Consider the following 12,390-nt stretch of genomic DNA (forward strand, 5'->3'; position numbering starts at 1 on the left):
TTATAAGATTAGGAAACAACATAATGAAATCTAGTTTTTGGAAATCAGGTCATACCCCGACCTTACTATCATCTTTTTTGTATTTTGATTTAAGTTTTATGGTGTGGGTGCTGTTAGGCCCATTAGCAGTGCAAATTGCGACGGACCTGCAACTTACACCGGCAGAAAAAGGCCTGATGGTGGCAACACCTGTCTTAGCTGGCGCTTTGTTGCGTATTGTCATGGGTGTTCTCGTTGATCAGATTAAACCGAAGATGGCTGGTTTAATTGGTCAAGTTGTTGTACTGGCTAGCTTGTTAGTTGCGTGGTTACATGGCTTACAAACTTTCCAACATACTTTGATGCTAGGTTTGGGTTTAGGGTTTGCTGGCGCTGCGTTTGCTGTTGCATTGCCTTTAGCTAGCCGTTGGTATCCACCTGAGCATCAAGGTACAGCATTGGGTATTGCTGGTGCAGGTAACTCTGGTACAGTGTTTGCAGCATTGTTTGCACCAGGTTTAGCTGTAGCGTATGGTTGGAATAATGTATTTGGATTAGCGTTGATTCCATTAAGTATCGCCATGTTTATTTATATTATTTTTGCAAAAGATGCACCTGACGCACCTGCTGCAAAATCGTTAAGTCAATACATGCAGATTCTTAAAGATAAAGACGCTTGGTGGTTCATGTTTTTCTACAGCGTTACCTTTGGTGGTTTTGTAGGCTTGGCATCATCACTGACTATTTACTTCAATGACTTATATGCGCTAGGCCCTGTAGTTGCTGGCTACTGTACCGCAGCATGTGTATTTGCAGGTTCGCTAGTACGTCCTTTAGGTGGCTGGTTAGCTGATCGTGTTGGTGGTATACGCACTTTACTTACCATGTACATATTGGCTTCAATATTGTTGGTAGTGATGAGTTTTGGTCAACCAACATATCAATTGGCGTTATGGGTGATTGTGCCTACAATGGCGATTTTAGGCATGGGTAACGGCGCGGTATTCCAGTTAGTGCCACAACGTTTCCGTAAAGAAATTGGTGTCATGACCGGTTTGGTGGGCATGGCGGGTGGTGTTGGTGGTTTTTACTTAGCATCAAGCTTAGGTATCATTAAACAAGCCACGGGTAGCTATCAAGTTGGTATACTGATTTTTGCTGGGCTTGCTGCTTTAGCAGTATTAGGTTTAGTTGGTGTTAAAACACGCTGGCGTACTACTTGGGGAGCAGCAACGACTGCCAAGGTATAAAATAGGTATTAAGAGTTTCTATGTCACTTCAATTTACTGTAGGCCAATCTAGCCTTGTCGGACCTAGAACACGTAATGAAGATTATGTTGGCCTAGTAACGCCATCCGGTGAGCAATTAAGTGTGAAAGGTGCACTGTTTGCAATCGCGGATGGTGTAAGTGGCAATGCTGGTGGTGGTGAGGCTTCTGAGATGACGGTGCGTACCGTCACCACAGATTACTACGCCACACCAGATACTTGGGAGCCGCTTACTTCTTTAGACAAAGTGCTGACAGCTGCAAATCGCTGGCTAATTGCACAGGCCAATGCTAACAGCGATATGGTTGGTATGGCGACAACGTTGTCATTACTGGTGTTGCGTGGGCAGCGTTATTATGCAGCGCATGTGGGCGATACACGTATTTATCTATTACGGAACGGTGTACTAAAGCAACTAACGACAGACCACGTTTGGGATAGACCAGATATGCGTCATGTTTTAAAGCGCGCAGTGGGTTTAGATCGACATCTAGAAGTAGACTTCTCTGAAGGTGCATTACAAGCAGGTGACGTGTTTGCTTTAATGAGCGACGGCGTGTGGGATAGCGTAGGTGAGCAAGGTATCCATAAGCTGTTGGGCTTATACAATAACCCACAAATGATTTGTGATCACCTCACTAAAACGGCGATTGAAAAAGGCAGTCAGGATAACTCGACTGCGGTTGTGTTAAGAGTCACTGCCTTGGGTGAAGATACCCTATTGGAGCTTTTAGCTGGTGGTAAGCATCTCACTGTGCCAGATAAGTTAAGTGTGGGTGACTATATTGATGACTTTGAAGTACTTGAAGTGATGTATGAGTCACGGGCTAGTTTGCTATACAAAGTACGGCATGCGACGACTAAACAACTGTTTGTATTAAAGACCCTGCAACCAGCCTTAGCAACTGACACTGAGAGCTGTCATGGCTTGCTCAATGAAGAGTGGTTAGCAAAACGTGTGGTTTCTCAGTATGTGCCACAGGTGTTTCCAGTTTCAGTAGAGAAGCGAAGCAAGCTTTACTATGTGATGAGCTGGCATGAGGGTGCAACGTTACAACAACGATTAGATAGCGGACACCACTTTACGGTAGCTGGTATCCTTAAAGTTGGCATCGATATGATGCGCGGTATTGGCGCCTTACATCGCCTCAATATTGTACATAGAGACATTAAGCCTGCCAATGTGCATCAGGGCAGTGACCAGCGACTGCGTATTTTAGATTTAGGCGTTGCATTGAGTATGCAAACGAATAAATCGGATGTAGTACAAAATCCAGGTACGCCTAGCTATATGGCGCCGGAGTTGTTTGAAGGTGAAACGGCAACACCTCAAAGTGATATTTATGCGGCAGGCGTTACGCTGTATCATTTGCTCACACGTAAATATCCGCATGGTGAAATAGAACCTTTTCAGCACCCAAAATTTGGTAGCCCTACAGCACCGACAAGATACCGTCCGGATATTCCGTATTGGTTAGAAAACATTGTATTAAAAGCAATTGCCACCGACCCTAAAGTGCGGTTTGAAACGGCAGAAGAAATGCTGATTGCACTTGAGCATGGTGAGTTAAAGCCTATTTTGCCTCCGGCACGTACACCTTTGATTGCACGTGCTAGGTTGGTTAAATGGCAATGGATAGCGATTTTTTCGTTAATCTTAAATTTTTTATTGATTTATTTGTTAGCAGTTTCGTGATTAAACTAGATATAAAGGTAGGACTAAAATGAGTAATTGGGTAAGAGTTGCACCTCTTGAAGAAATCCCTAAATTAGGTGCACGTGTTGTGCGCAGTAAAGATATTGATATCGGCGTGTTTCGCTTAGCAGATGACCGTATCTACGCTGTAAATAATAGTTGCCCACACAAAGGCGGCCCATTATCAGAAGGTATTGTGTACGGTGACAAAATTGCTTGTCCATTGCATAGCTGGAAAATCAGCCTAGTGGATGGTAAAGCGGATGAACCAGATGAAGGCGCAACCGCATGTTTCAACACTAAAATTGAAGATGGCGTCGTTTATTTAGAATTAAAAGAGTAATTGACTTGATTAAGCAAACTAAAAGTACTTGTTGTTACTGCGGCGTTGGCTGCGGGGTGATTATTCACTCTGAAAATGACAAAATTATCGATGTTAAAGGTGATCCGCAACATCCGGCAAACTTTGGACGTTTGTGTACTAAAGGTTCTACGCTGCATCTTTCAGCTAAGCTGGATAATCGCCTGCTTTACCCTGAGCTGCGCACTAATCGTGATTTACCACGCAAGAAAGCTACATGGGATGAGTCGCTAGACTTAGCGGTTGAGAAGTTTGCGAAAACAATAGAAACACATGGTCCTGATAGTGTTGCTTTTTATCTTTCTGGGCAATTACTCACTGAAGATTATTACGTATTTAACAAACTTGCCAAAGGCTTGATTGGCACTAACAACGTAGATACTAACTCGCGCCTGTGCATGTCATCTGCGGTTGCTGGTTATAAAGTGACTTTAGGTGCCGATGCACCACCTGCCTGCTATGAAGACATTGACCATACCGAGTGTTTATTCATTGCAGGCTCAAATACTGCATTTGCGCATCCGATTATTTATCGTCGTATTGAAGATGCAAAAGAGAAAAATCCTAATTTAAAAATAATAGTGGTTGACCCACGTCAGACTGACACAGCTAAAGCAGCAGATTTGCATTTGGCGATTTTGCCGGGCACTGATGTTGCACTATTTAATGGCATGCTGCATGTCATGTTATGGGAAGGCATGTTGGACAATGCCTATATTGATGCATACACCAATGGTTTTTCTGAGCTAAAAGAAACCGTACGCGAATATACACCTAAAATGGTGGCCGATATTTGCGGCATTAAAGAAGTGGATATCATCACTGCGGCCAAATGGTTTGGTAAAGGCCCAAGCCTTTCTATGTACTGCATGGGCTTGAACCAGTCTATCCACGGCACAGAAAAAAATGCGGCGCTTATCAACTTACATTTGGCTACCGGGCAAATTGGTAAGCCTGGTGCTGGGCCATTCTCACTGACGGGTCAGCCTAATGCCATGGGCGGACGTGAAGTGGGCGGTATGGCTACGCTGTTATCTGGTCATCGTGATTTAGCGAATGCAGAGCATCGCGCAGAGGTGGCCAAGTTGTGGGGTGTGGAAAGCGTGCCTGAAACACCGGGTAAATCAGCCATTGAAATGTTTAATGCAGTCAAAGATGGCAGTATTAAAGCCATTTGGATTGCTTGTACTAACCCTGCGCACTCCATGCCAGACTTGAATAACGTGCTAGAAGCATTAGACACCGCTGCGTTCGTGGTGATACAAGATGCCTTTAATAATACTGAATCTGCTCAATATGCCGATGTGATGCTGCCAGCCAGCACATGGGGTGAAAAAGAGGGCTCTGTTACTAACTCTGAGCGCCGTATCACGCGAGTGAACCCAGCGGTTGCCACACCAGCAGAGGCGCGCCATGATTGGGAAATTGTGGTGGATTTCGCACAGCGTTTAGAGCGTAGACTTGCAAAAAATAGTGAATTATTTCCCTATACTACTACCGAGCAAATCTTTAATGAGCACCGTGAAACCACACGCGGAAGAGATTTAGACATTACTGGCTTGAGCTATACTTTGCTTAATGAGCAAGGCCCACAACAATGGCCATTTAAAGAAGGTGATGTCACAGGTCAAGCGCGCCTGTATGCTGATGGCGTGTTTCAAAAGCCTGATGGTAAAGCGCAGTTTGTGAACGCAGTTTATAAAGGCACTGCTGATAAAACAGATGCGCGCTACCCGTTGCACTTGCTCACGGGCCGTTTACGTGACCAATGGCATGGCATGAGCCGCACCGGTAACGTTGCTCAGCTGTTTAACCATGCGGAAGAGCCAGTGATTCACATGAGTGCTGACGATATGATGCGGCGCTCTATTAAAAACGGAGATATCGTCAAAGTCAGTAATAAACGCGGCAGTTTAGTGTTGCCGGCTCAGCTGTCAGACGAGGTAAAACCGTCACAGACCTTTATCCCGATGCACTGGGGTAGCCAGTATATGAACGGTTTAGGCGTTAATGCATTAATGCCGTCAGCGTATGACAAAACCTCTAAGCAGCCGGAACTTAAGCACACAGCGATTAAGCTAGAAAAGTTAGAACTTCCTTGGCGTATGACGGTAATGCGCACTATTCATAGTTTAGACGTGATGCAACAAATAAGAGGCTTTTTATCTCATTTTGAGTACGCTAGCTGTGGGCTTTTTGGTCGGGAGACAGAAACCCATTGTGGTATGCTTATCCTAAGGGCAGCACACACAGAAGCGCCTGATGCGCAGGTGATTCAAGACATAGATGCGCTACTTGGTATGACAGGCGACGCGCCTTTACTCAACTATCTGGATGCTAAGCGCGGTATTAGTAAGCGTATTCTAGTTGAAACAAACTTGGAAAATAAGGCGGAGGTAACAGGTGTTAGGTTGGTGGGTGAAACTTTAGCCACTGCTTGGCTTAAAGATGTGATGGGAACAGGCGAGTTTAGCCCTGAGTTACGTCGCTGGGCGTTGGCGCCATTAAGTGCACCGCCTGCCGGCCAGCGTAGCCGCGGTAAAATCGTATGTAACTGCCTAGATGTTGCAGAGAACGAAATTATCGACAATATCCAATTGGGTGCAGACTTACTGACATTGCAGAGCAAGCTTAAGTGCGGTACGCAGTGCGGATCATGTGTGCCAGAATTGAAGCAGTTGGTACGCATACACGCTAAGCATTAAGACGCGTAATTAGGTCGATTCGTATTGAGTGCTGATTCTTATACTTGGGCTGAATACTTACCACTAGAATAAAAAAGCGCGCCATGAGTATTCATGGCGCGCTTTTTTATGATCATTTCTTTATATCGTAGTGATTAATTGGCGATAGTTCGGTATTGGTTAAAAGTGTTCTGCGACTAACTTTTTCACCAATGGCGCTAATGCCGTTGGTAATGTGGTCATGGTGAGGATGAACTGGTGTGCCTCTTTAGAGGTTTTTCTTAAAGACTTCACTAAGATATCTACAAACTTTGATTCTTCATAATCACTATGTGTGGCAACAAATTGCTCAAGATAGTGTTCAAGAAATACTAATACGATTACATCTTCAAGCGTTTGCGCTTCAATATCGGTTCTTGGCAGTTCTTTTCTAACTAACGTGCACACGCGGTCTATGACGGAATCATCATACTTAAGCTCACTTAAAATGTTTTGTGCGGTGTCTGCATGAAATGACTTTAGCGCGTTTCGCCACTGATGGTATCCAGCTTTGGTCATTGGATAGTCAGTGCGTGGTGTTTTCCAACGGCCAATATGCTGACATCTCGCTGCAAGTTGTAAAGCTTCCGATGTATTTTCTGTATAACGATTAAGCATTGCTGTCATTCGTTGCGCATAAAGTAATTCTTTTGCGAAAGTGATGCCATCAGCAACTTCTAAGTTAGGATCAGCCGCATTAAATGCGTCGAAGTGCGCAATCGCTTGGTCAAATTTTGATAGGTTTGAGATATTCATGTATTGATGGAAGTCCTTGAGAGTTGAGTCTACGTCTTAACGTAACTGATCGGTTAAACATTAGCGTATTGCGCCTAAGGTTTTCACTTTTCTGAACTGGAATGATGAATCAAGTCAGTACTTTGCTGGCATTGAGCCTATGGTAAATCCCATGTGTTGATGGAGGCTCGCTTAATGCGCTAGATTCACGTGCTAATTTGAATTAATGAGTAATCATTAATCGACTAGTCACTTGCTTTGCCTGTGGCCAATGACTTCTCTGATGCAACATTACCAGCAGGGGAGTACGGGTTTTTCTTAAGTCGCTTCGCTTCTTTTAACAGTTCTTCAGCAAGCTTACTTTGCTCTTTTTGCTGCATACATGACTGTTCAATCGCATTTTTCACTTCTAAAGAGGTGCCTCGGTTGTTGTAAACCTCGTTCACTAGTGCCTGAGTCTGCTCGTCTTCGGCTCTCTCTAACTGTTCTTCTTTTGTTTTACCTGTCTCACGAAGCCACATCATTTTCTTTGCCGCATCACCACGTTGTTTGCAGTCTGCATCGACTTGATATGGAGATAAATCTCCATTTTTTGCCGTAGAGTTACTAGCCTTGGCAGCTTTCATGCTCTTACTGTAGTTCTGGTTAGCACATGGAGTGTCTTGGAAACTGTTGCCACAACGATACATCGTGGCAGCCAGTGCCACCTGTGCAGAACAAAACAACACACAGGTGGTGACGCTAAGCAAGAATGGTTTCATATGAGTAGGCTGTGAGCGTTTTTAGGTAAATGATAGTTGCTTATTAGTGGTGATGGCCGCCTGCACCGTGCACATGTTGGTGCGCCACTTCTTCTTTGTTTGCAGTGCGAACATCTTTAATGGTTGCAGTGAACACAACGCGTTCGCCAGCCCAAGGGTGGTTTCCGTCAACAATCACTTTGCCGTCAGCAATTTCTGTGACTGTGTATAGCACAACATCACCAGTTTCATCTTCACCTTCAAATTGCATGCCTACTTTAAGCTCAGCAGCAGGGAAAGCGCTTGCTGGTTCAATTTGTACTAATTCTTCATCGTATTCACCAAACGCATCAGCAGGTTGTAAATCGACAATCACTACATCGCCGACATCTTTACCATGCATGGCTTCTTCTACTTTTGGGAAAATATTGTCATAACCACCATGTAGGTACGCTACTGGATCATTGCTTGATTCAAGCACGTTGCCATCAGCATCTTTAAGTTCGTAAGTCATTGTGACAACAGTGTTCATTGCAATTTGCATGGTGAAATCCTCTACCTAGGTTTTTTAAAAATTAATGTTGAAATTTTAATCTATATTTTTGAAAATGCTTAAATGTAGGCAATATTTATTTTCAGGTTTGTACGTGCTTCAGGTGTTTAGCGATTAGTTTATCTAGTGATGCAGCAAACGCTTGTCTGTCACCTTGGTTAAAGGCTGATTGCCCACTGATTTCCACACCATTGCTACGTAGCTCCTCCACCAGGTTACGCATACTTAGGCGCTCCTTAATGTTAGCCTCAGTATAGAGCTCACCACGTGGATTTAGGGCATATGCACCTTTTTCCACGACTTGTGCAGCCAGTGGAATATCTGCCGTAATCACCAAGTCTCCAGCCGCTAGTGCGAGCACGATATGGTTGTCTGCCACATCAAAACCACTGGGTACTTGTATGGTTTTGATATAAGCAGAAGGCGGGGTGCGTAAAAACTGATTAGCGACGAGTGTCGTCGTAATTTTGGTGCGCTCAGCTGCTCTAAATAAAATCTCTTTAATCACAACTGGGCATGCATCGGCATCAACCCAAATCTTCATCATTTATGTTATTTAATTATTGCTTTAGCGGCTTCTGCCACCAGTTCTGTGTTGGCTGCCTGAGTTTGCTGTGCCTCTGTTTTGCTGACCACGCGGAGCATGGCTACGGTTGCCGTTGTTGGTTGGCTGTGGTGCAAATATTGCAGCTTGCGGCATGGCTTGGTGTCTAGCTGCCTCAGACATTGGTTTTTGTGACCGAGGTTGAGCTGGTGCGGTCTGTGTACGCTTCGGTTGTTGACCGTGGGTTGGGGCGCCATTTTTTTGTGGCGCAGCTTGTCTGCCGTTTTCCTGTGGTTTACGACGTTGGCCTTGTTGTGGGCGAGGGGCACGTGGCGCTTCTGGCTCTGGGTTGGCTGCTGGCGTAAATCCTTCAACGCTTATTCTTGGAATTTCGCGTTTAATTAATTTTTCAATGTCTTTTAATAGCTTAATTTCCTCTCTATCAACCAACGAAACTGCTGCACCACTGCTGCCAGCACGGCCAGTACGTCCAATACGGTGTACATAGTCTTCCGGCACGTTTGGTAATTCAAAGTTCACCACTTGCGGCAATTGGTCAATATCTAAACCACGTGCTGCAATGTCGGTTGCGACTAACACGCGCATACTGCCGTCTTTAAATTGAGCAAGTGCTTTGGTACGAGCGCCTTGGCTCTTATTGCCATGAATTGCTGCTGCCTGAATGTCGTCTTTAATTAACTTTTCAGCTAAGCGGTTAGCGCCGTGCTTAGTGCGAGTGAATACTAACACTTGCTTCCAGTCGTGATGCTTAATCAAGTGGCTCACTAAGTCACGTTTATGTGCCTGTGGCACCATATGGACTGTTTGTTCAACCAATTCAGACGCTGTGTTGCGGCGTGCAACTTCAACAAAGCCCGGATTGTGTAATAGGCCATCGGCTAAGGTTTTGATTTCTTCAGAGAACGTTGCTGAGAACAGTAAGTTTTGACGTTGCTTTGGCAGCATCGCGAGTATTTTCTTGATGTCACGGATAAAGCCCATGTCTAACATACGGTCAGCTTCATCTAATACTAAAATTTCGATACCAGACAAATCAACATTTTTTTGATTAGCATGGTCAAGCAAGCGACCTGGTGTTGCGACTAAAATATCGAGTGGTTTTTTCAGTCTTGCAATTTGTGGGTTAGCGTTTACGCCACCAAAAATTACAGTCGAAGTAAGTGGTAGGTATTTACCATAAGTTTTTACTGACTCTTCAATTTGTGCAGCAAGTTCACGTGTGGGGGTGAGCATTAAGCAGCGCGGGCGGCTTTTTGCAACTTCTGCTAATGGCTTTTGGCTAAGTAAATGTAAAATCGGTAAGGTAAAGCCTGCGGTTTTACCTGTGCCAGTTTGAGCGCCAGCCAATAAGTCGCCACCGGTTAATACGAGTGGAATGGCATTGGCCTGAATTGGGGTTGGTGATGTGTAGCCTGCGTCGTTAATCGCGCGCAAGATAGGTTCAGATAAACCTAACGCATCAAAGTTAAGTGTGTTTGTTGTTTCAATAGTCAAAGTGTAGCTCCAGCTTGGAAATTTAGCGAAGTTCTGTATGAGTGGTTGAACGGTTAAACAGCTAGCTGGCAATACTATTGTTTTTACAATATTTGCGTTGGGCGCACGATGCTATTTATTACGCTCGCTGACTTTTTCAGCGCTTCTATCGCCAACCCATCACTATCAAAGTAACACCAATCGAGGTAGGCAACAGTAATCATCATTTATTTGTGTGAATAAAGATGAGAGGTAAAAAGACCGCTACGCTGATTGGTTGCGTAGGGCATTAGATTTTTTGTGATTATACGGTAGATTGAAATTAAAGCTAGATAAAAATATTTGTAATGTCAACATCAAATGGTTGGTCAAATGATGGACACAGATGAAGTAATACTAAGGCCCAAGAGATTGGTTTTTCGTTTAATCGCTAGTGCTTTGTACTAATGTTTGGCATGGTTGTGACCATGTTCACGGTCTAATATGCTGTAGTAGTTTGAGGGCTCAAGCACTGTAGGAATAGGGTCTTCGTCAGTGTTGGGATGATCTTTGCTGAAATGTAAGCCTCTGCTCTCTTTACGCTCAATCGCGCTTCTTACAATCAATTCAGCAACCTGTAGCAAGTTACGTAGTTCTATTAAGTCATTACTGATTTTAAAGTTGCTATAAAACTCATGTACTTCATCGCGCAACATGTGAATACGGTGCAATGCGCGGCTCAGGCGTTTATCTGTGCGCACAATCCCAACATAGTTCCACATGAATCGACGTAACTCATCCCATGTATGGGTGATGAGCACTTCTTCATCTGCGTCAGTCACGCGGCTTTCATCCCAATATGGCAAATGCGGCAGTGCACGTGGTGTTTGATTAAGAATATCTTCAGCGGCTGCCTTGCCAAACACTAGGCATTCTAATAATGAGTTGCTGGCTAATCGGTTTGCGCCATGCAAACCAGTGCAAGAGGTTTCACCAATCGCATATAGATGCTTGACGTCTGTTTGACCTTTATCATCTGTCATGACGCCACCACAGGTGTAGTGCGCTGCCGGCACAACTGGAATAGGTGTTTTGCTGATATCAATGCCTAATTCCAAACAGCGCTTATAGATATTAGGAAAGTGTTCTTGAATAAAGTCGAGTGGTTTATGTGAAATATCCAGATAAACACAGTCAAGCCCGCGCTTTTTCATTTCAAAGTCTATGGCACGCGCCACAATATCTCTCGATGCAAGTTCTGCACGCGGGTCATGCTCAGGCATAAATCGAGTGCCATCCGGCAGCTTGAGCAAACCACCTTCGCCTCTTACTACCTCGGAGATTAAAAACGATTTAGCATGGGGGTGAAATAAACAGGTTGGGTGAAACTGGATAAACTCCATGTTTGCAACACGGCAACCCGCGCGCCATGCCATTGCCATGCCATCGCCAGTGCTAACGTCTGGGTTAGTGGTGTATAAATATACTTTTCCTGCACCACCTGTGGCTAATACAGTGTTGTGCGCGCCAATCGTTATTACTTTCCCGCTGCTATTGTCCAGCACGTAAGCGCCAAGGCATGCGTTGTCGTCAGCAATTTTTTGGTTGGGATTTTTAACCTTATGCGTCGTAATTAAATCGACGGCAATGTGATTCTCAAGTAAGGTGATGTTGGGGTGCTGCCTGACTTGGTCAGCGAGCGTAGTTTGAACCGCATTACCTGTTGCGTCTGCTGCATGGATAATGCGGCGATGGCTGTGGCCACCCTCACGGGTTAGATGGTAATTGCTATTATTGTTTTCGCGTGTGAATTTGACGCCTTGTTCTATTAACCACTCTACGGTTTCTTTGCCGTGTTCTACCACTTTTTTTGTGACTGCTTCGTCACAAAGTCCTGCACCTGCAATCAGAGTGTCCTGAATATGTGCATCAATTGAATCATCATTGTTAAGGACTGCGGCAATACCGCCTTGCGCCCAGTTGCTGGCTGTATCGTTAATGCGGCGCTTGCTGACCAGACAGATTTTTTTATGATCAGCAGTCCGCAGTGCAAGCGATAGTCCTGCTAAGCCACTGCCAATAATTAAAACATCAAATTGCTGCATAATTTACAAGAATTGTGTGGGGGAGAGTTGAGTTGTTAGGAACTTCTGAGAGTGTATCGCGGTCATTACAAAAGGCAATAGAAATAACGTTGTAAATATAAATAAAGTAATCGTTTAATTTATTTAAATGAAAATTTTTAAGCTGTGGAGGCGAACGTAATGATACAACCCAGTAAAATTCAGGAATTAGCCCAATTTAACTTCATTCAACC

Annotated in this window: 10 protein-coding genes; 4 read left to right on the forward strand and 6 right to left on the reverse strand. The window is 44.4% G+C overall.

The genetic code is table 11. The features are described from left to right. Positions 1–23: 23 nt before the first annotated feature. Genes FG24_RS07855 through FG24_RS07870 form a run of 4 tightly spaced genes read left to right on the forward strand, consistent with a single transcriptional unit; the run spans position 24 to position 6,010 of the window. Positions 24–1,229 (forward strand): nitrate/nitrite transporter, encoded by a 1,206-nt coding sequence (locus FG24_RS07855; protein WP_036302386.1) that lies wholly within the window; start codon positions 24–26, stop codon positions 1,227–1,229. A gap of 20 nt (positions 1,230–1,249) precedes the next feature. Then, positions 1,250–2,944 (forward strand): bifunctional protein-serine/threonine kinase/phosphatase, encoded by a 1,695-nt coding sequence (locus FG24_RS07860; RefSeq protein WP_036302387.1) that lies wholly within the window; start codon positions 1,250–1,252, stop codon positions 2,942–2,944. A 28-nt stretch (positions 2,945–2,972) separates the two neighbouring features. After that, positions 2,973–3,287 (forward strand): nitrite reductase small subunit NirD, encoded by a 315-nt coding sequence (gene nirD / locus FG24_RS07865; protein ID WP_036302388.1) that lies wholly within the window; start codon positions 2,973–2,975, stop codon positions 3,285–3,287. Between the two features lie 5 nt (positions 3,288–3,292). Continuing rightward, positions 3,293–6,010 carry a nitrate reductase gene (locus FG24_RS07870; protein ID WP_036302389.1) on the forward strand — a complete coding sequence of 906 codons (2,718 nt, stop codon included), beginning with the start codon at positions 3,293–3,295 and terminating at the stop codon, positions 6,008–6,010. Between the two features lie 159 nt (positions 6,011–6,169). On the opposite strand, the gene FG24_RS07875 is transcribed toward FG24_RS07870, so the two are convergent. The 6 genes from FG24_RS07875 to nadB all read right to left on the reverse strand — a co-directional run bounded on the left by FG24_RS07875 (position 6,170) and on the right by nadB (position 12,178). Then, the gene (locus FG24_RS07875; RefSeq protein WP_036302390.1) at positions 6,170–6,784 is read right to left on the reverse strand and encodes a DUF4202 domain-containing protein; all 615 of its coding nucleotides are present in this window, start codon (positions 6,782–6,784) and stop codon (positions 6,170–6,172) included. Between the two features lie 224 nt (positions 6,785–7,008). After that, entirely contained in the window at positions 7,009–7,524 is a 516-nt protein-coding gene (locus FG24_RS07880; RefSeq protein ID WP_036302392.1) for a hypothetical protein, read from the reverse strand. A 43-nt stretch (positions 7,525–7,567) separates the two neighbouring features. Then, entirely contained in the window at positions 7,568–8,047 is a 480-nt protein-coding gene (locus FG24_RS07885) for an FKBP-type peptidyl-prolyl cis-trans isomerase (protein WP_036302393.1), read from the reverse strand. Positions 8,048–8,138: 91 nt separating this feature from the next. After that, the gene (locus FG24_RS07890) at positions 8,139–8,600 is read right to left on the reverse strand and encodes a YaiI/YqxD family protein (RefSeq protein ID WP_036302394.1); all 462 of its coding nucleotides are present in this window, start codon (positions 8,598–8,600) and stop codon (positions 8,139–8,141) included. A gap of 24 nt (positions 8,601–8,624) precedes the next feature. Beyond that, positions 8,625–10,115: a DEAD/DEAH box helicase gene (locus tag FG24_RS07895; RefSeq protein WP_036302395.1), complete on the reverse strand. Its 1,491-nt coding sequence runs from the start codon at positions 10,113–10,115 to the stop codon at positions 8,625–8,627. Positions 10,116–10,537: 422 nt separating this feature from the next. Next, positions 10,538–12,178: an L-aspartate oxidase gene (gene nadB, locus FG24_RS07900; RefSeq protein ID WP_081880958.1), complete on the reverse strand. Its 1,641-nt coding sequence runs from the start codon at positions 12,176–12,178 to the stop codon at positions 10,538–10,540. Positions 12,179–12,390: the final 212 nt, after the last annotated feature.

It is taken from the genome of Methylotenera sp. L2L1 (assembly GCF_000744605.1).
In the GTDB taxonomy this organism is placed as follows: domain Bacteria; phylum Pseudomonadota; class Gammaproteobacteria; order Burkholderiales; family Methylophilaceae; genus Methylotenera.

Coding starts and splice junctions, on each gene's coding strand:
- FG24_RS07855 (WP_036302386.1), top strand. CDS start 24: ATGAAATCTAGTTTTTGGAAATCAGGTCATACCCCGACCTTACTATCA.
- FG24_RS07860 (WP_036302387.1), top strand. CDS start 1,250: ATGTCACTTCAATTTACTGTAGGCCAATCTAGCCTTGTCGGACCTAGA.
- nirD (WP_036302388.1), top strand. CDS start 2,973: ATGAGTAATTGGGTAAGAGTTGCACCTCTTGAAGAAATCCCTAAATTA.
- FG24_RS07875 (WP_036302390.1), bottom strand. CDS start 6,784: ATGAATATCTCAAACCTATCAAAATTTGACCAAGCGATTGCGCACTTC.
- FG24_RS07880 (WP_036302392.1), bottom strand. CDS start 7,524: ATGAAACCATTCTTGCTTAGCGTCACCACCTGTGTGTTGTTTTGTTCT.
- FG24_RS07885 (WP_036302393.1), bottom strand. CDS start 8,047: ATGCAAATTGCAATGAACACTGTTGTCACAATGACTTACGAACTTAAA.
- FG24_RS07890 (WP_036302394.1), bottom strand. CDS start 8,600: ATGAAGATTTGGGTTGATGCCGATGCATGCCCAGTTGTGATTAAAGAG.
- nadB (WP_081880958.1), bottom strand. CDS start 12,178: ATGCAGCAATTTGATGTTTTAATTATTGGCAGTGGCTTAGCAGGACTA.